A 22,846-nucleotide genomic window follows, 5' to 3' on the forward strand; every position below is an offset into this window, starting at 1 on the left:
CACTGTTTTGAAAAAAAGTGGCTCACGATACGGTTGTGTATCGTGCGCAACAACTTGACAGAAAGTTTCTGAAGCCTTCAACCGTTCGGTCCAAGGTAGCGGAGCAGGCGTTCGGCGTGTGGCGACAGCAAGCCCGGATCGGCGAAACAGACCCGCAATTCGCGGATCGCCCACGGATCTTCCAGCGCCACGATCCGCACCGGCATCTCTTTCGCAAACCTGGTCGCCGCGGCTTCCGGCAGCATGGCGATGCCGGCATCGCCCGCCACCAGCTGGGCGATCGCGTCGAAGCTCGACGCGCGCACCCGGATCTTCAATTCGCGCCCGCTGCTTGACGCCATCGCTTCGATGAAACGCTGCATGGCGCGTTTCTGCGGCAGGCAGATGAAGGCGTGTTCGAGCGCGTCGCGCAGGCGGATCGCCCCGCGTTCGGCCAGCGGGTGGTGCTGCGCCACCACCAGCACCAGCCGGTCGCTGCGAAACGGCAGCGAGGTGATGGCGTCGCCCGCCACGTTGCCGTCCAAAATGCCGAGTTCGACCTCGCCGCTGCGCACCGCCTGCAGCACCTCCGGGCTGCCGCGTTCCAGCAGCTGCAGGTCGACTTCCGGATGGTCGGCCAGGAAGCGGCCCACCGCCGCCGGCAGGAAGGTGCTGATCGCCACCGTGGTGCCGGCCAGGCGCAGCGTCACGCGGCGCTCGCCGCGCAGCTCGCGCACCGTGTCCTTCAGCTGCTCGACTTCGCTGGCCACGCGCGCCGCGCGCTCCAGGATGAAGCGCCCGGCCGCGGTCGGGGTCATGCCGTCGGCCGAGCGCGCGAAGATCTCGACCCCGCACGACTGCTCGAACTTGCGCAGGCGGTTGCTGGCGGCCGACAAGGCGATCGGGAAGCGCTGCGCCGCCTTGCTCAGGCTGCCGGCGTCGGCGATGGCCAGCAACAGGCGCAGGTCGATGAGTTCGAAGTGCAAGGTTTCTCCTGGCGAGAAGGGTGGCTAAAGAATTTGCGTATTCTACCGTCCGCGGCTTCGCGGCAGAATAAGGCTTTACCACCAAAGTACAATCATGGACGGTTCGACGACACGACTGGCGCGCTGGATGCAGGACGGGCGCTTCTATGCGGTACTGGCCGCCGCCGGTTTCAGCATGAAGGCGGTCTTCGTCAAGCTCGGCTACGCGGCGGCGCCGGTCGAGGCCTTGACCCTGCTGGCGATCCGCATGGGATGCGCGCTGCCGCTGTTCCTGTGGCTGCTTTGGATGGCGCGCGAGCGCGGCGCGGATCGCCTGAGCGCGAAAGACATCGGCCGCATCCTGCTGCTCGGCTTTACCGGCTACTACCTGGCCAGCCTGTTCGATTTCTTCGGGCTCGAGACCGTCACCGCCGGCCTTGAACGGCTGATCCTGTATCTCTACCCCAGCCTGGTGCTGATCTTCCAGGTCTGCCTCACCGGCGAGCGCCCGACGGCGCGCACGCTGCAGGCGATGGCGATCTGCTACCTGGGCCTGGGTGTGGGCTTCGTGCACGACATGCAGCTGGCCGGCTGGAGCCATGAAGTGCTGGCCGGCGCGGCCTGGGTGTTCGCCAGCGCGGTCAGCTACGCGCTGTACTACATCGGCACCGGCGCCGTGGTGCAGCGCATCGGCTCGATGCGGCTGGCGGGACTGGCGGGCAGCGCTTCGTGCGTGCTGGTGCTGGCGCACTTTCTGGCGTTGGGCGAGCCGGCCGCCTTGCCGGCGTTGCCGCCATCGGTCTGGCTGTATGGCGCGCTGATGGCGCTGGTGTCGACGGTGCTGCCGATCTACTGGACGGCGTTGGCGATATCGCGTCTGGGCGCGGCGCAGACCGCGGCCTTCGGCAACCTGGGGCCGGTGCTGACGGTGTTCGCGTCGTGGCTGCTGCTGGGCGAGCCGCTGTCGGTGTGGCAGCTGGGCGGCCTGGCGCTGGTGCTGTTCGGAGTGATGCGGCTCAAGCCGGCCCCTAGGAGGCCGGCGCCGGATCGAACAGGCCAGCCCCGTCCCAGCGTGGCGCAGCCGGGTCGGCGCGTGCCGTGACCGCTCGCCGCGCGTAGCGCGGGCCGAGGTTCTTGAGCAGGCGGGGAAAGGCGCGGCAATAGCTGGTCTGGATGCCGGCCAGGTGCGCCAGCCGCGCATAGGTCACGACGCTGCCCTCCGGCGCGGCATCGAGCACGCGAATCAGGCGCTCGCGCCAGTCGTCCGGCCAGGGATCGAGCAGCACGCCGAGGTCGTGGACCGGATCGCCTGTCTGTATCTCGCCGCCGCGCAGCACGCGCGTCAGGATGCCGCGCCGGGCGCCGATGCGCGCTGCCAGCCGTGCGCCGTGCCGGTCCAGCTGTCCGCACGCCTCGCAGGTAAACATCGCCCTGACCAGGGCCCGCTGTCCGATCCGCAGCACCGTGCCCGATGCGAGTGTGGACACGTCCGCCTCGAACAGCAGGTTTTCGCGCAGCGAATGCGGCGCCAGGCCGAATGCCGCATACGCATCGGCGCCGGCCAGCAGCAGCTGGCGCGGCGACAGCGCATCGGCATGGCGGTCGCCGTCGGCGCCGATGCCGGTCAGCAGGCGCATGCCGTCCACCGCGACCGGCGCCGGGGAACCGGCGGGCCGCAGCGACAGGCCGGCGACTTGCCCCAGGGACGACATGCGACGTGACGTGCTTACTTCGCCGCCTTCAGCGCGCGCGACGCGTCCAGGTACTTGGCGGCGTTCGGCACATTGGTCCAGCTGGGCGCGACGCGGTTGTTGGCGATGTCGCGCAGCGCCACCGCCACCATGCGGTTCACGCGCGCCATATTGTCGTAGTCGATCTTGTCCCAGGTGTCGTCCTTGCCGTGGTAGTCGGGGAAGCCGAACGCCACGCACAGGGTGTGGGCCGGCACGCCGGCGTCGGCCAGCGCCTGGTTGTCGCTGCGCGCAAAATAACGGTCGCTGTTGACCGGGTGCTTGTAGAAGCGCACGCCGGTCTGCCGGCCGGCGCGCTGCAGCGTGGCGCCGATGGTGGAGTAGTCGTAGCCGGTCATGGTCGCCGAATTGACCTGCGCCCCTTCGCTGTCGTCGGTGCGTCCCACTTGTTCCAGGTTCAGGTTGGCGACCGTGTCCTTCAGCGGGAACACCGGGTTGCGCGCGTAGTAGCGCGATCCGAGCAGGCCCAGTTCTTCGCCGAACAGCGCGATGAACACGATGCTGCGGCGCGGACGCTCCTTCTGCGCCGCCATCGCCGCCGCGATCTCCAGCACCGACACGGTGCCGCTGCCGTCGTCGTTGGCGCCGTTGAAGATCTCGCCGTCGCGGATGCCCAGGTGGTCGTAGTGGGCGCTGAGCATCACATAGGTGTTCTTCAGCGCCGGGTCGGAGCCGCGCAGCACGCCGATCACGTTGCGCAGCTTGACCGGCTTGATCTCCGGCGCGACCACGTTGGCGGCTACCGTGGCGGCGCCGCCGGCTTCCAGCGCCGCCGCCGCGTCGGCAGCGTGCAGCAGCACCACCGGCGGCGCGCTCTTGTTGACCGGTTGCGCCGGGTCGATCAGCCAGCCGCCCGCGCCGCGGCTGTGGCGGCGTTCGCGGTCGATCATCACGATCAGGGCCGGTGTCGATTTCAGCTTCGATTGCAGCTGGGCCGCGGCGCCCGAGATGGCCGGCGCCGGCACCACCAGCACCTTGCCGTTGGCGGCGCCGCTGTCGTCGAGCGCGGCCTGCCAGCTCATGAACACCGCCGGCGTGGCCGCCAGCGACACCGGATCGACGAAGTTGCCGCTGGCGCCGTTTGCGGGCAGGGACATCGTCTTGCCGCCGGCCGTGATGGTCAGCGCCACGTCGCCGTCCTTGCGCTGCGCGAACTGCCAGTTGGCGCTCTGGAAGTAACCGTCGTCGCCCGCCGCCTCGAGCCCGGCGCGGCGGAACTGGGCCGCGATGTATTCGGCCGCCAGGTCGACCCCGCGCGACGGCGTGCCGCGTCCTTCGAGCAGGTCGGACGACAGGAACGACAGGTGGCCGCGCAGCGAGTCGGCCGAGATGCGCGACGTCAGCGCGTCGAGCGGCAGGGCTTTCGACGCGGTCGGGGCTTCGGCCAGGGCGCTGGAGCAGGCAATGGCAAGGGTGAGGGCGGAGACGATGTGACGCATGTGCGAACGATCCAGGGATGGGAAGAATGGCAATATGACATGGCGGCGCGATCGGGGTCAACTGCTTGCCGAATCTTGCCGAATCTTGCCGCGCGTTGCGCGGTTGGACGGTGCGAACAATCGGGTCGATCGGACAGCCGCTTGGCGCCACGATTTCGCGACCTCGTCGCAATGGGCTTGTCCGGGATCGCCTTGCTGGGCACAATGAACCACATCGTTGCCTCTTTCACCAAGCGAGACCGCATGCCCCATGCCGCCAGTTCCACCAGCATCACCACGACCCCGCGCTCCGGCCTGCGACGCGTGCTCGCCGAACTGCCGCTCACGGTCGTCGTCAGCACGCTGCTGGCGGCCCTGATCACGCTGGTGATCGGCAAGCCCGAAGTGTTCCTGGAAAACCTGCTGTTCTCGGTGATGATCGGCGCGGTCGCCTTCGTGCTGCTCAACGGCGCGCGCCTGCTGTTCTGGGATTTGCCGGTCTGGGGCTGGCGCCAGTGGACGCCGTTCCTGGCGCTGACGGTGGTGGTGGCGCCGGTAGCGCATTTCACCGGCACCCGGGTGGTCGGCCTGCTGCTTGGCCTTCCGATGCCGACGCTGGCCGAGTACCCTTCGCGCGCCAGCGCCAGCATGATCCTGTTCACGCTGGGCGGCACCAGCATCATGACGGTGCTGCTGCGCCACCGCGAGCGCCTGCGCCGGGTCGAGGCCGACCATGCGGCGGCGCGCCTGCGCGCCGAGGTCCAGGAACGCCAGGCGCTGCAAGCGCAGCTGCGCCTGATGCAGGCCCAGATCGAGCCGCACATGCTGTTCAATACGCTGGCCAACCTACAGGGACTGATCGCCATCGACCCGGTGCGCGCCGAGGCCATGCTCGACCATCTGATCCAGTACCTGCGGGCGACGCTGAGCGTCTCGCGCGCCGAACAAACCACGCTGGCGGAAGAATTCGACGCCATGCGCGCCTACCTTGGATTGATGGGCGTGCGCATGGGCGCGCGGCTGGCCTACCGGCTCGAGCTGCCGCCGGCGCTGCGCGCGGCGCGCCTGCCGACCATGCTGCTGCAGCCGCTGGTGGAGAACGCGATCGTCCACGGCCTGGAACCGAAGGTCGACGGCGGCGAGATCGTGATCGCGGCGCGCGAGGACGCGGGGCGCCTGAAGCTCACGGTGCGCGATACCGGCCTGGGCCTGGGCCAGCCGCATGGCCGCCGCAGTAATGGACACAGCGGTGGCGTCGGCGTCGCCACCACGCGCGAACGGCTCGACGGCTTGTATGGACCGCGCGCCACGCTCGACCTTGCCCCGGCGCAGCCGCACGGCACGCTGGCCCGCCTCACCTTACCCCTGGAGACCGCATGACCCCGCGCGCACTGATCGCAGAAGACGAACCGATCCTGGCGGCCACGCTGGCCCGCACCCTCGGCCAGTGCTGGCCCGAACTGCAGATCGTGGCCAGCGTGCCGAATGGCCTGGCCGCGGTGGAACAGGCGCTGGCGCTGCGGCCCGACATCCTGTTCCTCGACATCCGCATGCCGGGCCAGAGCGGCCTGGAGGCGGCCGAGGAACTGGCCGAGCGCTGGGACGGTCCCGCGCCGTTCCCGCACGTCGTGTTCGTCACCGCCTTCGACGACTACGCGGTGCAGGCCTTCGAACAGGCCGCCGCCGACTACGTGCTCAAGCCGGTGAGCGCGGCGCGCCTGGGCAAGACGGTGGCGCGCTTGCGTGGACTGATGAATGAGCGGGGCGGGGGCCGCACGGAGCAGGGCGCCGCGCTCGGCCAGCTGCTTGGCCAGCTGCAGGCCTTGCTGCCGCAGGCGCCTGCTCCGGCCCCGCAGGAGCGCCTGAGCACGATCCGCGCCGCCGTCGGCAACGTGGTGCGCATGATCCCGGTCGAGGAGGTGGTGTTCTTCCAGGCGCTGGATAAATACGTCAACGTCGCCACCCCCGATGGCGAGGCCTTGATCCGGGTGCCGCTCAAGGACTTGCTGGCGCAGCTCGACGAGAAGCGCTTCCTGCAGATCAGCCGCGGCACGGTGGTCAATCTCGATTGCGTGCAGAGCGCGGCGCGCGACGACCTGGGCAAGGTGATGCTGGCGCTGCGCGGGCGGCCCGAAAAACCACGCGTCAGTCCCGTGTACGCGCACCATTTCCGCCAGATGTAGCGGTTCGCATGCGTGATGGGTAGGCGCGCCGGCCGCGTTGCCGTGCGCGCCGCAAATGGGTAGCATGGCGAACGACGAACCCTCGCCACGATGTTGGCGCACCCATTGGAGGATTGCTTGGTCTTCGACTTTTTCCAGAAAGTGTCGCGCGCCCCGACCAACCCGCGCACCACGACCGCGGCCCACGAATTCGACGTCGCCGACCTGTACCGGGGGCCGGTCGCCGCGGCAGGCGACGGCGCCGACGCGGCGCCGCGCGCGCTCGACGAAAAGCTGCGCCAGGCCTACTTCTGGATCGTCAACAAGGCCATCATCAGCCCGCACTACGACATCGAATACAACGACGGCCCGGCGCAGACCTTCGTGGTCGGCGACAGCAAGCGCGTCCTGACGCTGCCTTCGGGCCAGAGCTACTCGAGCTACGTGCTGCTGCCGCTGCTGACCTTCGCCGTCCGCCGCAAGTGCCTGTTCGTCGGCGGCCCCGGGCGCGGCAAGACCGCCAGCGCGATCCTGATGGGGGTGCTGGCCGGCTCTCCGGTAAGCGAAGTGCGGCGCGCCATGCAGCACGGCCACCCGCAGATGACGATCGCCGACCTGCTCGGCAATCCGCTGCCGGCCGACCTGGTGGCGGCGCAGAGCATGGACCAGATCCGCATCGCCTGGCGCGCCTGGCTGTCGATGCGGGTCAAGATCATCGACGAATACAACCGCATCCCGACCCGCACCCAGAGCGCGCTGCTGACGGTCATGGGCGACAACTACGCCGAGGTGCTGAACCAGGTGTTCGAGTGCCCGGAGTCGGCCTGGTACCTGACCGCCAACGACGACCAGGGTGGCGGCACCTACCAGGTGATCGACGCGCTGCGCGACCGCATCGACGTGGTGGTGCAGGCGCTGGCGTTCAATCCGCGCTTCCTCGAGGAGCTGCTGGTGCGGATCGAAGAAGACGCCCGGCCCGAGGAGCTGGTGCCGCACGAACTGGTGTTCGGCGAAGACGAGATCGACGCCATGGGCCGCGCCGTGCGCGCGGTGGCGCTGCCGCACGACGTGCGCCGCCGCCTGGAGTTCTTCGCCAGCCAGTTCGAATTGTCCGAGGCGGCCGGCGGCCAGTTCGAGTACATGACCAAGGACACCGCGCGCCTGTCGGGCATGGAGTGGCGCGAGGTAACCGCGCTAGACGCCGGGCGCGATCGCCTCAAGGATCTGGGCTGCCAGACCCGCAACGGCGTTTCGGTGCGCAACCTGATGACGCTGATCCTGTACGCCAAGGCGCTGGCCTGGTTCCGCGGCAACGGCGAGGTCGAACTGGAAGACGTGCGCCAGGTACTGCCTTTCGTTTTGCACGACAAGCTGCATCCGGATCTCGACGCGCCGTTCTTCGCCGCGCCCGAAAACGCGGCCTACCGCTTCGACCGCGTCAGCTGGCTGCGCCGCCTGTTCGATCTGTCGGGCGCGGAATTCCTGCGCCTGGACCTGGAGCGCGACGATCCGGTAGGCGAGCTGGCGGCGCAGTTCGCGCTGGGACTGGACGACGTGTCCGAACGCGAGACGCGCGCGCGCCTGGTGAAGATCGAGAAGCTGGTCGCGACGCTGACCAAGGGCCGCAAGCTGTATGGACACCTGTACGACGATCTGCTCAAGCTGAAGTACCTGCACCAGCGCTACACCAACTACCTGGCGTGGCTGCGCGCGCAATAGCACCGGCACGGAGCGAGCGATGATTTCCGGCGCCTTCGGCGCGGCGCTGGCCGCGCAACGCGATCGCTTCAATGCGCGCATGCGCGAAGCGCGCCGGCGCACGCCCGCGCTCGCGCCCGAGGTCGTCGCCGTCTTCCTGCAGGAGTGCGCGGCGCCGCTGGTCGATGCGGTGGCGGCGCAGGCGCCGGCGCGCGTGGACGCCGTGGTCGATGCGGTCTATGAGGCGGCGCTGGCGCTGGCCGCGCGCAAGTCGATCGGTCCGGGCGCGCGCAGCCAGCTACTGGCCGAAGCCTGGGCCGGAACCTTTGCCGCGTTCGCACCGCTGGTCGCCGCCCAGCCGGCGCCGCTGCTCGGCATGCTGAGCAACGCCATCGTGTACCTGGAAGCGCTGCCTGGCACGCGGCCGCGCCAGTGGCTGGCCGAGACGGCGGCGCTGGCGCCGCGCATCGAGAGCGCCGCGCAACTGGCGGTGGTCGGGCAGATCTCCGCCTGGCGCGCCGGCGCCGCCCACTTTCGCGAGGGCGCGCTCGGCGCCGCCGATGGTTTACCCGCCGCGCTGGCGCTGGCGGCGCTGGGCGCTCCGGCGGATAGCGATCTGCAGGCGCTGCTGCTGCGGATGATCGACGATCCCTGGTGGCGCGGCGCCGGCGACGCGGCGCGTGAGGACGTGGAAATCGGCGCATTCACCGGTTTCGGCGGCGCCTTCGCGACGCCGCCGCAGATCCGGGCGGCGCCGGATCGCTTTGTGGTGCGCTCCGGCGAGCGCTATTTCACCTTGATGGTCGACGCCTACGGCGCCGTGCTGCAGCCGGCCGGCGCGGACGATTTCGACCGCGCCGGCGCCGGCCAGGTCGCCCATACGCTCGACGGCGATACGCTGCAGGTCGGCGCGCGCCGCATCGCATGCGACTTGCCGGCGGCCGGCCTGGCGCTGTGCGCCAACCGCAGCACCGTCGCCATCGCTTCTCCCTTCACCCACGCCATTCGCCTGCTGCGCCGATGATCCGACTATTCAGCAAACCGCGTCCACCCGACACATTGATCGAGAACTGGCGCGCCGCCTGGCCGCAGGCCCTGGAGAGCTGGAGCCGCTACACCCGGCTGCGCGACCCGCGCCTGTGCGCCAGCACGGTGGAGGCGGCGAAAGAGGGCCTGAGCGGCAGCTTCGCCATGATCCGCCTGCTCGACCAGAGCGTCGTGATCGACCTGCAAGCGGTGCGCGCCAACCACCTGGACGATTACGCGGTCGAGATCCTGGCGCACGAGATCGGCCATCACGTGCTGGCGCCGGCCACGGCCCTTGAACACTTCCGGCTGATCGCGCGCATGCGCAAGGCCTTGCCGGGCGAAGAACGGCATGCGGCGATGGTCGCCAACCTGTACACCGACCTGTGCATCAACGACCGGCTGCAGCGTCAGGCCGGCCTGCGCATGGCCGACATCTACCGCCTGCTGCGGCAACATAAAACAGACGACAAGGGGTCCGCGCCGCTGTGGGTGCTGTACATGCGCATCTACGAGCACCTGTGGCAGATCGAGCGCGGCCAGCTGGCCGGCGCCGCCATCGACGACGCGCTCGACACCGACGCCTGGCTCGGCGCGCGTCTGATCCGGGTGTACGGCAGCGACTGGATGAAGGGCGCAGGCCGTTTCGCCGCGCTGCTGCTGCCGTACCTGGCCACGGACAAGGAGCCGGCCGCGCTGCGCGCCTGGCACGACACCGGCGCCGCCGCAGAGGGCTGCGACCCCGATGGCCTGCTCGACGCCGAAGTGGAAGAAATCGAGGACGCGCTGCATCCGGTGCTCGACCCGCGCATCACGGGCGACGCCGTCGGCACGCCGAAGGACCAGCCGCGCAACACGCAGTCGCGCGGCCAGCTGCGCGAGCCGTTCGAGTATGGCGAGATCCTGAAAGTCGGCGGCATCAAGCTCAGCGACCATGCGATCGCGATGCGCTATTACCGCGAGCGCGCCATGCCCTACCTGGTGCCGTTCCCGACCCGGCCCAGGCCGCGTTTGCCGGAACCCGAGCTGGAAGGGATCGAGCCGTGGGAAATGGGCGACCCGCTCGACCAGATCGACTGGCTGCAAAGCCTGACGCTGTCGCCGTTCGTGGTGCCGGGCGTGACCACGGTGCGCCGCACCTTCGATGCGCCGCCGTTCGAAGAGCGCGCGCCGTTGCCGGTCGACCTCGACCTGTACGTGGACTGTTCCGGCTCGATGCCCAATCCCCAGGTGGCGACGTCGTACACGGCGCTGGCCGGCGCCATCGTCGCCCTGTCGGCGCTGCGCGTGGGCGCCTCGGTGCAGGTGACGCTGTGGAGCGGCAAACGCCAGGTGATAGGCACCACCGGCTTCGTGCGCGACAGCGACCAGATCCTGCGCGTGCTCACCGGCTACCTGGGTGGCGGCACGTGCTTTCCGATCCACCGGCTGCGCGACACCTATGCCAACGCCGAGCGGCTTGCGCGACCGACGCACATCCTGATGATCTCGGACGAAGGCATCACGACCATGTTCGACCAGGACGAACGGCGCGCCAGCGGCTGGGACATCGCCGCCAGCGCGCTGGCGGTGGCCGGCGCCGGCGGCACCATGGCGCTCAACCTGCATCCCGCGTGGCACACCTGGGAAGGGCCACTGGATATCCTGCGCCGCGCACGTGACGAGCAGGGTTGGGACATCCACGCAGTGGCCGACCTGGAGCAGCTGGTGGCGTTCGCGCGCGCATTCAGCCTGCGCACGTACGGACCGGCGCCGCAGGGATCGGTGCGGTGATGGCGGACCTGGCTGCGTTGACCCGGCGCCTGGCGGAGACCCCGCAGGAATTCCTGGCCGAGCCGCGCGTCGCCGGCCATGGCGAGGTGGCGGTGGCGGCGCTGGTCAACGACGTGCTGCGTGTGTACGGCGCGCACGCCGGCGCCGCCGTGCTGGCAGAGTTCGAGGGCGTCGATGCCCGGCTCGATCGCAACCGCCTGGCGCTGGCCATGATCATGGCCTGGCTGCTGGCCGACGAGGCCTTGCGCGCGGCGCGCCCGGCGCAGGACGACCTGGTCGCGGCGTTGTCGGGGCTCGCGCGCGAGCTGGCGGTCGTGACCCGGGCGCACGCCTTCGTGCACGACGCCGAGCGGCGCGAGGAGCTGGTGCGCTCGGTGCTGGCGCGCCTCGGCTTGCGCCCGCAGGGCGAGACCGAGGCCCAGGCTGCCGACCGCCTGAGCGCCATCAGCGCGCTCCAGCGCCGCGCGCTGCTGGACGCCAGCCGCAAGGCCGAGGCGCGCGCGCGCAAGGTGCGCGAGGCGCTGGCGCGCAAGCTGGCCGAAGAGTCGGCCGACAAATGGACGCGCGAATGAACGCGCCAGGCACGCTTGATGCGCTCCACAGGGAGCGCTTTCCGACCTTGACCCCGGATGGCCAGCGCATGCTCGACTTCCTGCACGGTCACCCGTGCGCGCCGCTGTACCGCAACCGCAGCGGCAACCGCCTGCTGCAACACGAGGTCGAGGCCCAGCTGGCCTATGAACGCGCGATGGCCACGGCGCCGATCGGCTGGTCGCCCGGCCAGCCGCCCGGCTGGGTGATGCCGTTCGTCGCCCGGGCCTATGCCGACGTACCTTACTACCGCGCCCAGGGCGCCGCCCCGCGCCGGCTGGCGGACGTGCGGCCCATCGGTCGCGCCGAGCTGGCGGCGGACGTGGCGCAGTTCGTGCCGGACGACGCCCCACTGGCGCGCATGATGCAGTTCCGTACCACCGGCACCACCGGCAATCCGCTGGTGATCCCGTCGCATCCGGTGGTGGCGGCGCGCTATGCCGCATTCCACAAGCGCGCGCTGGGCCGGATCGGCATCGCGCCAAGCCATGGCCGCGGCCAGGTCGGCGTGGTGCTGCTGGGCTTCCAGCAGCGCTGCTTCACCTACGTGTCGGTGACGCCGACCATGGACGAGTCGGGCCTGGCCAAGATCAACCTGCACCCGGACGACTGGCGCCATCCCGACCACCGCGCGACCTACCTCGACGCGCTGGCGCCCGAGATCGTCGCCGGCGACCCGATCTCGTTCACCGAATACCTGACGCTGCCGACCGCGCGCCCGCCACGGGCGCTGATCTCGGTCTCGATGCAGCTGATGCCGGGCTTGCGCACGCGGCTCGAACAGCGCTTCGGCTGCCCGGTGCTCGACATCTATTCGCTGGGCGAGGTCGGCCCGGTCGGCGTGTTCGATGCGGCGCTGGGCGGGCATCTGCTGCTGCAGCCGGGCCTGTACGTCGAGCTGCTCGACCGCGACGGCGCAGCGGCGGCGCCGGGCGTGGCGGGCGAGATCACCGTCACCGGCGGCTTCAACTTCTGCCTGCCGCTGCTGCGCTATCGCACCGGCGACCATGCCACGCTGGCCACGAGCGCCGAGGGTCCGGTCTTGATCGGGCTTTCGGGCCGGCGGCCGGTGCGCTTCCTGACGCTGCGCGGCTGGGTCAACAATATCGACGTCACCCACGCGCTCGAAGCGTTTCCGATCTCGCACTTCAACCTGCACCAGGACGCCGACCGCAGCGTCACGCTGCGCCTGGCGCCCGCTGCGCTGGGCTGGTCCGATGCGGCGCGCGCTGCACTGGAAGGGCTGTTCGGTACCGGCGCGGTGCGGGTGCAACGGCTGGACGCGCAGGACAAGACGCTGCAGTACACCTCCGACGTGGCAGGAGCGCACGAGTGAAGGTCGTGAACGCCGTGAACGGGTTCAGCCAGGGCCTGGTGGTCGGCAAGTTCTGCCCGCTGCACCGCGGCCACATGCACCTGATCGATTCGGCCATCGCCGCCTGCGACCAGGTGCTGGTGATCAGCTACACCAGGCCCGGCTTCGACCGCTGCGGGCGCACAGCGCGCCAGCGCTGGTTCGACGAACTGTATCCCGGTGTGCGCAGCCTGGTGCTCGACGACGAGGAACTGGCGCGACTATGCCGCCAGCGCGGCGTGCCGCTGCGAGTATTGCCGCATGACGACGACGATGCCGCCGTCCACCGCGCTTTCTGCGCCTGGATCGCGCACGTGCTGTGCGGGTTGACGGTCGACGCCGTATTCACCAGCGAGGATTACGGCGACGGTTTCGCGGCGGCCCTGAGCGCCTATTACTCGCAGCGTCTCGGGCGTGCGCACGCGGTGCGCCACGTCTGCGTCGACCGCCTGCGCCTGGCGGTGCCGGTGTCGGGCACGCGGGTGCGCGCCGATCCGGAGCTGGAGCGCGCCTACCTGCATCCGGCGGTGCGCGCCGATTTCATCGACCGGGTCTGCCTGCTGGGCGGCGAGTCGAGCGGCAAGACCACGCTGGCGGCGGCGCTGGCGCAACGCCTGGAGACGGAGTGGGCTCCCGAGGTCGGGCGCGAACGCTGGGAAGAGAAGGGCGGGACGCTCGATTACGCCGACATGCTGGCCATCGGCCGCGACCAGGTGGCGCGCGAAGACGCGCTGGTGCGCACGGCGCGGCGCTGGCTGGTGTGCGACGGCAGCGCCCTGACGTCGCTGTTCTACAGCCTGGACGGCTTCGGGCGCGCCGAGCCCGAACTGCAAGCGCTGGCGCGGCGGCCTTACGCGGCGATCCTGGTCTGCGCGCCCGACTTCCCGTTCGTCCAGGACGGCACCCGGCGCGACGCCGCCTTCCGCGCGCGCCAGCACCGCTGGTACCTGGACCGCCTGGCCGGGATGGAGATGCCGTACACGCTGGTCACCGGCCCGCTGGAACGGCGCATCGACGCGGCGCTGGCGGCGCTGGCGGCGCTTTCGGTAAAATGCCGCTTTTGAACCGAACAGACTTCATCATGGAATTGCGCGCCGGCGCATTGCAAGCGCTGCTGGAAACCGATCCCGCCACCAAGGCCGACGCCGTATTCGCGTTGGCGACTGCCTGCCGCGCCGGCCAGATCCGCGTCGACAGCGACGCCGCCATCGCCGAGCCGCACGCCATCCCCGGCCGTCCGGCAAAGCCGGAGCTGGTGCCGCCGCTGCAGGTCGGGCGCCGCTCGATGGGCACGTCCGAGGGCCGCGCCATGCTGATCCACGCGCTGGCGCACATCGAGTTCAATGCGATCAACCTGGCGCTCGACGCGCTGTGGCGCTTCCCCGGCCTGCCCGAGCAGTATTACCGCGACTGGCTGCGCGTGGCCGACGAAGAAGCTCTGCACTTCACGATGTTAAACACGCACCTGGGCACGCTCGGCTACGGCTATGGCGACTTCCCCGGCCACGACAGCCTGTGGGAGATGGTGGCCAAGACCAGCGGCGACGTGCTGGCGCGCATGGCGCTGGTGCCGCGCACGCTGGAAGCGCGCGGGCTCGATGCGATCCCGCCGCTGCGCGCCAAGATCGCCCAGGCCGGCGACCTGGCCGCGGCCCGGATCCTCGACCGCCTGCTGGTGGACGAAGTGGGCCACGTCGAAATCGGCAACCGCTGGTATTTTTACCTGTGCCAGCAGCGTGGCCTGGAGCCGATCGCCACCTACGACGCGTTGACCGTGCAGTACAAGGCGCCGGTGCTCAAGGGCCCGTTCAACGTCGAGGGCCGGCGCCAGGCCGGCTTCAGCGAAGCGGAGCTGCAGCGCTACCGCTGATGGACACGCCCGCTTCAACGCCGCCCGGCGGCACCGGCTTTCTCTTGACGCGCCACTGGCGCGACACGCCGGCCGGCTGCGAAGTCGAATTCTGGCTCGCCACCGACGACGGCCCGCGCCGCGTGCGCCTACCGCTGCAAACGCCGGTCGCCTTCATCCCGGAAGAACAGCGTGCGACGGTCGAGACGCTGCTGCAGTCCGAGCGCGGCTGGGAGCTGCGCCCGCTGGCGCTGCTCGACTTTCGCCATCGTCCGGTGGCGGGCCTGTACTGCCGCAAGTACCGCCACCTGCTGCGCATCGAGAAGCGCCTGCGCGAACACGGACTGGACGTGTTCGAGGCCGACGTGCGCCCGACCGAGCGTTACCTGATGGAGCGCTTCATCACGGCGCCGGCCGCCTTCACCGGCAATGTCGATGCGGGCGACCCGCGCCTGCTGGCCGACGGCGTCCTGAAACCCGCGCCCGGCTACCGGCCGGCGCTGCGCACGGTGTCGCTCGACATCGAGACCACCTTCCACGGCGAGCTGTATTGCATCGGCCTGGAAGGCTGCGGCCAGCGCCAGGTCTACATGCTGGGTGAGCCGAACGGCGACCCGGCCAGGATCGACTTCGACATCGAATACTGCGCCACCCGGCGCGAGCTGCTGGAGCGCCTGGAAGCCTGGTTCGTGCAGCATGACCCGGACGCCATCATCGGCTGGAACGTGATCCAGTTCGACCTGCGCGTGCTGCAGAAGCAGGCGGACAAGTTCCAGCATCCCCTGCGCCTGGGCCGCGACGGCAGCGCGATGGAGTGGCGCGATGTCGGCAAACAAAGCGGCGGCCAGGGCGAACACTACTTCGTGTGCATCGCCGGCCGCCTGGTGATCGACGGCATCGAGGCGCTGCGCTCGGCCACCTGGAGCTTCCCTTCGTTCAGTCTCGAGAACGTGTCGCAGGCGCTGCTCGGCGAAGGCAAGGCAATCGACAATCCGCACGACCGCATGGCCGAGATCGACCGCATGTTCGCCGAGGACAAGCCGGCGCTGGCCTGGTACAACCTGAAGGATTGCGAGCTGGTGACGCGCATCTTCGCCAAGGCCAAGCTGATGGACTTCCTGCTCGAGCGCGCCAGCGTGACGGGCCTCGCGGCCGACCGCAGCGGCGGTTCGGTGGCGGCGTTCGAGCACCTGTACATGCCGCTGTTGCACCGGCAGGGACGCGTATCTCCGAACATCGGCGACGTCGCCGGCGCCGACAGCCCGGGTGGTTTCGTGATGGATTCGCGTTCGGGTCTGTACGACTCGGTGCTGGTGCTGGACTACAAAAGCCTGTACCCCTCGATCATCCGCACCTTCCTGATCGACCCGCTCGGCCTGATCGAAGGACTGCGCGAACCGGAAGCGGACACCGTGCCGGGCTTTCGCGGCGGGCGCTTTTCGCGCACCCGGCACTGTCTGCCGGGCATCGTCACCGAAGTGTGGAAAGGGCGCGAAGCGGCCAAGCGCGAGCACAACGCGCCGCTGTCGCAGGCGCTGAAGATCATCATGAACGCCTTCTACGGCGTGCTGGGCACCACCGGCTGCCGCTTCTTCGATCCGCGCCTGGCCTCGTCGATCACCATGCGCGGGCACGAGATCATGCACCGCACGCGCGAGCTGATCGAAGCGAAGGGCTACCAGGTGATCTACGGCGACACCGATTCGACCTTCGTCTGGCTCGGCAAACCGCACGTCGAAGACGAGGCGCGCCGCATCGGCAGGGAACTGGTGGAGCACGTGAACGGCTGGTGGCGCACGCGCCTGAAGCACGACCTGGGTCTGGACAGCGCGCTGGAGCTGGAATACGACGTGCACTTCCGGCGCTTTTTGATGCCGACCGTGCGCGGTTCGGACGAAGGCAGCAAGAAGCGCTACGCCGGTCTTGCGGCGACAGGCGACGGCGGCGAAGAGATGGTCTACAAGGGCCTGGAAACGGTGCGCACCGACTGGACCCCGTTGGCCCAGCAATTCCAGCAAGGGCTGTACGAGCGCGTCTTCAAGGGCGAACCGTACGAGGACTACGTGCGCGGCACGGTGGCGCGCCTGCTGGCCGGTGAATCCGACGCGCTGCTGGTGTACCGCAAGCGTCTGCGCCGCCCGCTCGAGGAGTACCAGCGCAACGTGCCGCCGCACGTGCGCGCGGCGCGCATGGCGGACGAGCATTTCATTCGCAACGGGCGGCCGGCCCTGTACCGCAAGGGCGGCTGGATCCGCTACGTGATGACGCTGGGCGGGCCGGAGCCGCTGGAAGTGCGCAGCGCCCAGATCGACTACGAACACTATCTGACGCGCCAGCTCGAACCGGTAGCCGACGCGATCCTGCCGTTCCTGGGCGACAGCTTCGCGCGCTTCGCCACCACCCAGCAGTCGCTATTCTAGGGTCGGGCCGGTCTTCAGCCCATCCACCGCCCATGCCTGGCGCACGCAGCGCCGCGGCGCGGCGATACTGCGGTGCATGATGTATCGGCTGCCGGGCATCGCCAGCGCGGTGGCGAACAGCAGGTCGCGCCACAGGCCGGCGCCGTCGCGCTGGAAGCACGGCGTCAGTGCGCGGCTCATGGCCTGATAGGCGCGCACGGTGCGCAGGCGGCCGCGCGAATAGCGCTGCAGGCCGGCGAGCGGACCGGCGGCGTCGACGTGGCGCGCCAGCGCCAGCGCGTCCTGCACTGCCAGCGTGGTGCCCAAACCCAGCTGCGGGCTCATGGCGTGGGCGGCGTCGCCGACGATGCACACCGGGCCTGCGGCGAGGCGGCTCGGACGCGCGTGGTGGTAGCTGGCGAAGGCGATCTGGTCGTGCGAGACGATGCGGTCGACCACCGGGCGCGACTCGGGCCACAGCGCCAGCAGTTCGTCCTTCCATTGACCCAGCGGCGCCGCGCGCCATTCGGCGTAGCGGTCACGCCGCAGGCTCCAGAACAGCGAGACGCGCAGCGCGTCGCCCACCCGCTCGGTGGGCATGATCCCGAACATCCGTTCGGTGCCGCCGTAGCGCTGCTTGAGCAGGTGCGGGTCGGGCCAGTCGTCCAGGTCGATCAGCGCCCACAGCGCGCCCCAGTCGTACATGGTCGAGCGCACCGCCAGGCCGCTGTCGGCCGGCAGCTGCGACGAGGCGCCGTTGGCGACGACGGCAATGTCGAAGGCGTGACGCGCATCGTCCACCGTGATCACGCCGCGTTCGCCCTCGGCGCCGATGGCGCGCACGTCCGAACCGAAGTGCAGGCGCACACCGAGGCGCCGGCACTCGCGCTCCAGCACCGCGCCGAGTGCCGAGCGGCTGACGGCGCGCGCCTCCAGGTCGCGGTAGGGGATGTCGACCAGCGTCCAGCCACGTTCGCACTGCCCGGTCAGGCGTGCGATCGGCACGCTGATCGCTTCGAATGCCGGGCCCACGCCCAGTTCGTCGAGGGCGGCCACGCCCTGCGGCTGGATCAGCACCCCGGCGCCCAGCGTCGCCAGCGACGGATGCTTTTCGAAGACGTCGACCGTGTGGCCGGAACGCGCGAAGGCGATTGCGCTGGCCAGGCCGGCGGTGCCTGCGCCGGCGATGCCGATGTGGTGGTGCGCCATGTGCTCTCCCTGTCTTGTCATCATCATTTGTCGACCAAGTATAACTCCGCAGTACGGGCTTGCCGGCCTGTCACGCCCGCGACATATCGCGTAGCTAGACTTCGGGCCATCAGCTCAACTGGAGGAACACCGTGGACCGACGTGGCTTTCTACGAAGCAGTGCCTATTTCACCGTGGCCGGCGCCGGCGCGCTCTTGAGCGCCTGCGGCAGCGGCGACGACAACCCGCCGCAGGGCAGCTATACCTTCCCGCTGGGCGTGGCCAGCGGCGACCCGAAGGAAGCCAGCATCGTCTTCTGGACCCGCTGCGCACCCAAGACCGGCAGCGCCGACGTCGACCTGCGCCTGGAAGTCGCGCTGGACGCCAGTTTCAACCAGCCGGCCGGCATCGTCGACCTGAGCGCGCGCGCGCAGTACGACCACACCGTGCGCGCCAAGCTCACCGGCCTGTCGCCCGCCACGCGCTACTACTATCGCTTCCGCGCCGGCGGCGACCTGAGCCCGGTCGGCCAGGCGCGCACCGCGCCGGCCGCCGCCAGCACCCCGGGCCAGCTGCGCTTCGCCTGGATGACCTGCCAGGACTGGAGCATCAACCACTGGGCCGCCATGAGCCTGATGGCGAACGAAGAACTGGACTTCATCGTGCACCTGGGCGACTACGTCTACGAGACCGTCGGCGCCGCGTTCCAGGCCGGGCGCGCCGAGCCGGCCCATGCCCGCATCGAGCTGCCGGACGGCGTCGCCGTCGACGGCGGCGCGCGCTACGCCAATTCGCTGGCCGACTACCGCACCCTGTACAAGACCTACCGCAGCGACCCGCGCCTGCAGGCGCTGCACGCCAAGTGCCCGATGGTGGTGATCTGGGACGACCACGAATTCTCGGACGACTGCTGGCAAGACCATCAAACCTACGACAACGCCAACCGCCAGCAGACGGCGCGCCGCCGCAACGCGACCCAGGCCTGGGCCGAGTACATGCCGGTCGACTGGGGCGACGTCTCGTTCGACCTGAACAAGGCCGGCTACGACAATATCCGCATCTACCGCGACTTCCGCTTCGGCACCCTGATGCACCTGGTGATGACCGACCAGCGCCTGTACCGCGACGACCACGTGGTCAGCGAAGCGGATTACGCGCGCATGCTGCAGGGCGATCCGCTCAGTGATCCAATGAGTGGGGACGATTCGATCGGCTCGCGCTACTTCGTGCCGCAGCCGCTGCTGGCCCAGTTCGAGACCCGCGCCAAGGGCACGCTTGGCCGCAACCCCGGCCTGCTGGGCCCGACCCAGACCCAGTGGTGGAAGGACACCATGAAAGCCTCGACCGCTACCTGGAAGGTGTGGGGCAACGAAGTGACGCTCAATCGCATGTGGCTCGACATGCGCACGCTGGCCCCTGCGCCGTACAACAACCTGTACATCGTCAACGCCGACGGCTGGGATGGTTTTCCTTCCTACCGCGCCGAGATGCTGGGCCACCTGGCCGCCAACAATGTGAAGAACGTGGTGGCGATCACCGGCGACCTGCACGCCTTCCAGTGTGGCGTCATCTACGACAACAACGACCCGGCCACGGGCGAGCCGGTGGCGGTTGATTTCGTGAGTGCCGGCATCAGCAGCTCGTCGTTCTACCAGTACCTGCGCGCGGGCGCGGGCGCTACGCCATTAGGGCCGCTGGTGGCCACGCCGCAGGGCTTCGACCAGGTGCTACGGATGAACAATCCGGGCTTCGCCTACGCCGACCACGATGCGCAGGGCTATGCGGTGGCCACCGTCACGGCGGCGTCGTTCAGCGTCGTCTTCAACAAGGTCAAGGGGCTCGACGCCAACGGCAGCGCGCCGGCGGCGCCGCTCGCCAGGCGCACCCGCATCACCCTGGCCAGCGGATCGACCTCGCCGCGGGTCGAGGACAACGCCGGCTGAGAAGCATCCAGCAACAGCGGCGATGCAGTCCGCATGAAATGGCGCGCCAGGGGCGCCGCGCACTCCCGCGGAGCGCGGCGCTTCCTATAATGATGACTTCCCGTCAAGTCTTCGCCAAGGAGGCGCCTTGTCCTTCCTGATCGTCCTGGCCGCACTGGCCTTTCTGATGTTCGCCGCCTACCGCGGCTACAGCGTCATCCTGTTCGCCCCGGTCGCCGCCCTCGGCGCCGTGCTGTTCACCGATCCGGCCCAGGTGGCGCCGGTCTTTTCCGGCATCTTCATGGAAAAAATGGTGGGCTTCGTCAAGCTGTACTTCCCGGTGTTCATGCTCGGCGCCGTGTTCGGCAAGGTGATCGAGCTCTCGGGCTATTCGGAGTCGATCGTGGCCGCCGCGATCCGCTATATCGGGCGCGCGCGCGCCAACGCCGTGATCGTGGCGGTGTGCGCGCTGCTGACCTATGGCGGGGTGTCGCTGTTCGTGGTGGTGTTCGCGGTGTATCCGTTCGCGGCCGAACTCTATCGCCAGAGCGACATCCCCAAGCGCCTGCTGCCGGGCGCCATCGCGCTGGGCGCGTTCTCGTTCACGATGGACGCCTTGCCCGGCACGCCGCAGATCCAGAATATCATCCCGACCACCTTCTTCCAGACCACCTCGTGGGCGGCGCCGACCCTGGGCGTGGTGGGCGCGGTCTTCATCATCGCGGTCGGCCTGAGCTACCTGGAATGGCGCCGGCGCGCGGCGCTGGCCAAGGGGGAGGGCTACGGCGCCAACCTGCGCAACGAACCGGAACGGGTCGACTCGGGCGACCTGCCGCCACCGCTGCTGGCGATCCTGCCGCTGCTGCTGGTGGGCGTCGCCAACTTCGCCTTCACGCGCCTGATCCCGGACTGGTACGGCGCCGGCAACTACACGGTGCCACCCGAGATCCTGCCCGGTATCTCGACCCCGGTCACCGCCACCATCAAGACCGTCACCGCGATCTGGGCGGTGCAGGCGGCGCTGCTGCTGGGGATCCTGTTCGTGGTGCTGACTGCCTTCAAACGCGTGGCGCAGCGCTTCGCCTCGGCTAGCCAGGCAGCGGTGGGCGGGGCGCTGCTGGCGGCGATGAATACGGCCTCGGAATATGGCTTCGGCGGCGTGATCGCGGCGCTGCCGGGCTTCATCGTGGTCGGCAACGCCCTCAAAAGCATCCCCGATCCGCTGGTGAATGCGGCGGTGTCGGTCAGTTCGCTGGCCGGCATCACCGGCTCGGCCTCGGGCGGGATGAGCATCGCGCTGGCGGCGATGTCCGATCTGTTCATTGCTGGCGCGCAGGCGGCGCAGATTCCGCTCGAGGTGCTGCACCGGGTGGTGGCGATGGCCAGCGGCGGCATGGACACGCTGCCGCACAACGGCGCCGTGATCACGCTGCTGGCGGTCACCGGGCTCACCCACCGCGAGTCTTACCGCGACATCTTCGCCGTCACGCTGATCAAGACGGCGGCGGTATTCGTGGTGATCGCCGTGTATTACGCTTTCGGTGTAGTCTAGATGACGCCGCGACAACATCATGGGGCTGCCGGGCTTGACTTCATGACAGGCCGGTATCAAGGCTGTGACAATCCGTGGTTTTTTGGCACGAACAACAGGAAATTTGCGGACGCTTGCGCCAGGTATTGAACAATCCGACGAGGCCGCGTCTACAATGGTTGCCCGACAGCATTATTTTGATGGCATCACTATTCAGGACAGGACATGAAATCGGTTCAACAGGAAGTCGACGAGCGCAGCAATCTGACCGGCACCAACAAATTCGAGCTGCTGCTGTTCCGCCTCGGTGGCGACGAGCAGGGCAACCATAGCGAGCTGTTCGGGATCAACGTGTTCAAGATCCGCGAAATCGTGGCCATGCCCGAGATCACGACCGTGGCCGGCGCACCGAAGCACGTGCTGGGCGTGGTCAACCTGCGCGGCCAGATCATCCAGGTGCTCGACCTGCCGGCCATCGCCGGCGTCAAGCCCAAGACTGGCCTGAACATCATGCTGGTGACCGAATTCGCGCGCACCACCCAGGCCTTCGCGGTCGAGAGCGTGGAAGAGATCGTGCGCCTGGACTGGAACCAGGTGATGTCGGCCGAGAACAGCGCCGGCAGCGGCATGGTGACCAGCATCGCGCGCCTGCCCGAGCAGGACGGCGTGGCGGGCCGCCTGGCCCAGGTGCTGGACGTGGAAACCATCCTGCGCACGCTGAACCCGAACGAGGAGCGCGAAAGCTTCGACCAGGCGGTGGGCAGCAAGATCGCGATCAAGCCGGGCACCGTGGTGCTGGCGGCCGACGACTCGGTGGTGGCGCGCGCCCTGATCGAGCAGGGCCTGGAGGCGATGGGCCTGCCGTTCATCATGACCAAGAGCGGCAAGGAGTGCTGGGATGGGCTGAACAAGATCGCCGCCGCCGCCGAAGCCGAAGGCCGCACCGTGTACGACCGCGTGGCGATGGTGCTGACCGACCTCGAAATGCCCGAGATGGACGGCTTCACGCTGACCCGCACCATCAAGTCGAACAACCGCTTCGCCAACCTGCCGGTGGTGATCCACTCGTCGCTGTCGGGCACCACCAACGAGGAACACGTCAAGAACGTGCGCGCCGACGCCTACGTCGCCAAGTTCTCGGCCGAAGACCTGTCGCGCACCCTGCGCAAGGTGCTGCACGGCTGATCCCGGCCGTCATCGGGTTCTAACAGTTAGCGAGGAACTCATTCGAACATATGCA

General features: G+C 69.1%; 18 protein-coding genes. 14 read left to right on the forward strand and 4 right to left on the reverse strand.

Annotated elements, in window-relative coordinates; translation table 11 throughout:
* Window positions 1-77 precede the first annotated feature (77 nt).
* The gene (locus tag QPK27_RS20215) at window positions 78-965 is read right to left on the reverse strand and encodes a LysR substrate-binding domain-containing protein (protein ID WP_290419973.1); all 888 of its coding nucleotides are present in this window, start codon (window positions 963-965) and stop codon (window positions 78-80) included.
* A 94-nt stretch (window positions 966-1,059) separates the two neighbouring features.
* Between QPK27_RS20215 and QPK27_RS20220 the strand changes: the two genes are divergently transcribed.
* The gene (locus QPK27_RS20220; RefSeq protein WP_290419974.1) at window positions 1,060-2,046 is read left to right on the forward strand and encodes a DMT family transporter; all 987 of its coding nucleotides are present in this window, start codon (window positions 1,060-1,062) and stop codon (window positions 2,044-2,046) included.
* Here the strand turns inward: QPK27_RS20220 and QPK27_RS20225 are convergent.
* Window positions 1,973-2,656: an MOSC domain-containing protein gene (locus QPK27_RS20225; RefSeq protein ID WP_290419975.1), complete on the reverse strand. Its 684-nt coding sequence runs from the start codon at window positions 2,654-2,656 to the stop codon at window positions 1,973-1,975. The two genes, QPK27_RS20220 and QPK27_RS20225, sit on opposite strands and share 74 nt — an antisense overlap.
* A 14-nt stretch (window positions 2,657-2,670) precedes the next feature.
* The gene (locus QPK27_RS20230; RefSeq protein ID WP_290419976.1) at window positions 2,671-4,134 is read right to left on the reverse strand and encodes a M28 family peptidase; all 1,464 of its coding nucleotides are present in this window, start codon (window positions 4,132-4,134) and stop codon (window positions 2,671-2,673) included.
* A gap of 243 nt (window positions 4,135-4,377) precedes the next feature.
* On the opposite strand from QPK27_RS20230, the gene QPK27_RS20235 reads away from it, so the two are divergent.
* The 10 genes from QPK27_RS20235 to QPK27_RS20280 all read left to right on the forward strand — a co-directional run bounded on the left by QPK27_RS20235 (window position 4,378) and on the right by QPK27_RS20280 (window position 16,986).
* The gene (locus QPK27_RS20235) at window positions 4,378-5,493 is read left to right on the forward strand and encodes a sensor histidine kinase (protein WP_290419977.1); all 1,116 of its coding nucleotides are present in this window, start codon (window positions 4,378-4,380) and stop codon (window positions 5,491-5,493) included.
* Window positions 5,490-6,296, forward strand: coding sequence for a LytTR family DNA-binding domain-containing protein (locus QPK27_RS20240; protein WP_290419978.1), 807 nt, complete (start codon window positions 5,490-5,492; stop codon window positions 6,294-6,296). The genes QPK27_RS20235 and QPK27_RS20240 overlap by 4 nt, the downstream gene beginning before the upstream one ends.
* Before the next feature lie 117 nt (window positions 6,297-6,413).
* A complete protein-coding gene (locus QPK27_RS20245; protein WP_290419979.1) occupies window positions 6,414-7,994 on the forward strand; it encodes an AAA family ATPase in 1,581 nt (526 codons plus the stop codon).
* A 19-nt stretch (window positions 7,995-8,013) separates the two neighbouring features.
* Window positions 8,014-8,997, forward strand: coding sequence for a hypothetical protein (locus QPK27_RS20250; RefSeq protein ID WP_290419980.1), 984 nt, complete (start codon window positions 8,014-8,016; stop codon window positions 8,995-8,997).
* Window positions 8,994-10,772 (forward strand): vWA domain-containing protein, encoded by a 1,779-nt coding sequence (locus QPK27_RS20255; RefSeq protein ID WP_290419981.1) that lies wholly within the window; start codon window positions 8,994-8,996, stop codon window positions 10,770-10,772. Before QPK27_RS20250 ends, QPK27_RS20255 begins: the two co-directional genes overlap by 4 nt.
* On the forward strand, window positions 10,772-11,344 hold the full coding sequence (locus tag QPK27_RS20260) for a hypothetical protein (RefSeq protein ID WP_290419982.1): 573 nt from the start codon (window positions 10,772-10,774) through the stop codon (window positions 11,342-11,344). The genes QPK27_RS20255 and QPK27_RS20260 overlap by 1 nt, the downstream gene beginning before the upstream one ends.
* Window positions 11,341-12,699: a capsule biosynthesis protein CapK gene (locus QPK27_RS20265; RefSeq protein WP_290419983.1), complete on the forward strand. Its 1,359-nt coding sequence runs from the start codon at window positions 11,341-11,343 to the stop codon at window positions 12,697-12,699. The genes QPK27_RS20260 and QPK27_RS20265 overlap by 4 nt, the downstream gene beginning before the upstream one ends.
* Window positions 12,696-13,781, forward strand: coding sequence for an AAA family ATPase (locus QPK27_RS20270; protein WP_290419984.1), 1,086 nt, complete (start codon window positions 12,696-12,698; stop codon window positions 13,779-13,781). Before QPK27_RS20265 ends, QPK27_RS20270 begins: the two co-directional genes overlap by 4 nt.
* Window positions 13,782-13,798: 17 nt before the next feature.
* Window positions 13,799-14,587, forward strand: a complete 789-nt coding sequence (locus QPK27_RS20275) for a ferritin-like domain-containing protein (protein ID WP_290419985.1) — start codon at window positions 13,799-13,801, stop codon at window positions 14,585-14,587.
* The gene (locus QPK27_RS20280; protein ID WP_290419986.1) at window positions 14,587-16,986 is read left to right on the forward strand and encodes a DNA polymerase II; all 2,400 of its coding nucleotides are present in this window, start codon (window positions 14,587-14,589) and stop codon (window positions 16,984-16,986) included. The genes QPK27_RS20275 and QPK27_RS20280 overlap by 1 nt, the downstream gene beginning before the upstream one ends.
* Here QPK27_RS20280 and QPK27_RS20285 read toward each other — a convergent pair.
* Window positions 16,978-18,174 (reverse strand): NAD(P)/FAD-dependent oxidoreductase, encoded by a 1,197-nt coding sequence (locus QPK27_RS20285; protein WP_290419987.1) that lies wholly within the window; start codon window positions 18,172-18,174, stop codon window positions 16,978-16,980. The two genes, QPK27_RS20280 and QPK27_RS20285, sit on opposite strands and share 9 nt — an antisense overlap.
* Window positions 18,175-18,305: 131 nt before the next feature.
* Here QPK27_RS20285 and QPK27_RS20290 point away from each other — a divergent pair, with 131 nt between their 5' ends.
* The 3 genes from QPK27_RS20290 (at window position 18,306) to QPK27_RS20300 (ending at window position 22,791) form a co-directional block, all read left to right on the forward strand.
* Window positions 18,306-20,096 carry an alkaline phosphatase D family protein gene (locus QPK27_RS20290; protein ID WP_290419988.1) on the forward strand — a complete coding sequence of 597 codons (1,791 nt, stop codon included), beginning with the start codon at window positions 18,306-18,308 and terminating at the stop codon, window positions 20,094-20,096.
* Window positions 20,097-20,223: 127 nt separating this feature from the next.
* Window positions 20,224-21,627 carry a GntP family permease gene (locus QPK27_RS20295; RefSeq protein WP_290419989.1) on the forward strand — a complete coding sequence of 468 codons (1,404 nt, stop codon included), beginning with the start codon at window positions 20,224-20,226 and terminating at the stop codon, window positions 21,625-21,627.
* 204 nt (window positions 21,628-21,831) lie between these two features.
* Complete coding sequence (locus QPK27_RS20300) at window positions 21,832-22,791, forward strand: chemotaxis protein (protein ID WP_290419990.1); 960 nt, start codon at window positions 21,832-21,834, stop codon at window positions 22,789-22,791.
* The last annotated feature ends 55 nt before the right edge of the window (window positions 22,792-22,846 follow it).

It is taken from the genome of Massilia sp. YIM B02443 (assembly GCF_030411955.1).
Lineage (GTDB): Bacteria > Pseudomonadota > Gammaproteobacteria > Burkholderiales > Burkholderiaceae_D > Telluria.

Excerpts from the sequence above, each read along its gene's own strand:
- QPK27_RS20250 (WP_290419980.1), top strand. The coding sequence starts at position 8,014 with ATGATTTCCGGCGCCTTCGGCGCGGCGCTGGCCGCGCAACGCGATCGC.
- QPK27_RS20275 (WP_290419985.1), top strand. The coding sequence starts at position 13,799 with ATGGAATTGCGCGCCGGCGCATTGCAAGCGCTGCTGGAAACCGATCCC.
- QPK27_RS20285 (WP_290419987.1), bottom strand. The coding sequence starts at position 18,174 with ATGGCGCACCACCACATCGGCATCGCCGGCGCAGGCACCGCCGGCCTG.
- QPK27_RS20265 (WP_290419983.1), top strand. The coding sequence starts at position 11,341 with ATGAACGCGCCAGGCACGCTTGATGCGCTCCACAGGGAGCGCTTTCCG.
- QPK27_RS20225 (WP_290419975.1), bottom strand. The coding sequence starts at position 2,656 with ATGTCGTCCCTGGGGCAAGTCGCCGGCCTGTCGCTGCGGCCCGCCGGT.
- QPK27_RS20235 (WP_290419977.1), top strand. The coding sequence starts at position 4,378 with ATGCCCCATGCCGCCAGTTCCACCAGCATCACCACGACCCCGCGCTCC.
- QPK27_RS20300 (WP_290419990.1), top strand. The coding sequence starts at position 21,832 with ATGAAATCGGTTCAACAGGAAGTCGACGAGCGCAGCAATCTGACCGGC.
- QPK27_RS20255 (WP_290419981.1), top strand. The coding sequence starts at position 8,994 with ATGATCCGACTATTCAGCAAACCGCGTCCACCCGACACATTGATCGAG.
- QPK27_RS20280 (WP_290419986.1), top strand. The coding sequence starts at position 14,587 with ATGGACACGCCCGCTTCAACGCCGCCCGGCGGCACCGGCTTTCTCTTG.
- QPK27_RS20240 (WP_290419978.1), top strand. The coding sequence starts at position 5,490 with ATGACCCCGCGCGCACTGATCGCAGAAGACGAACCGATCCTGGCGGCC.
- QPK27_RS20230 (WP_290419976.1), bottom strand. The coding sequence starts at position 4,134 with ATGCGTCACATCGTCTCCGCCCTCACCCTTGCCATTGCCTGCTCCAGC.
- QPK27_RS20220 (WP_290419974.1), top strand. The coding sequence starts at position 1,060 with ATGGACGGTTCGACGACACGACTGGCGCGCTGGATGCAGGACGGGCGC.
- QPK27_RS20260 (WP_290419982.1), top strand. The coding sequence starts at position 10,772 with ATGGCGGACCTGGCTGCGTTGACCCGGCGCCTGGCGGAGACCCCGCAG.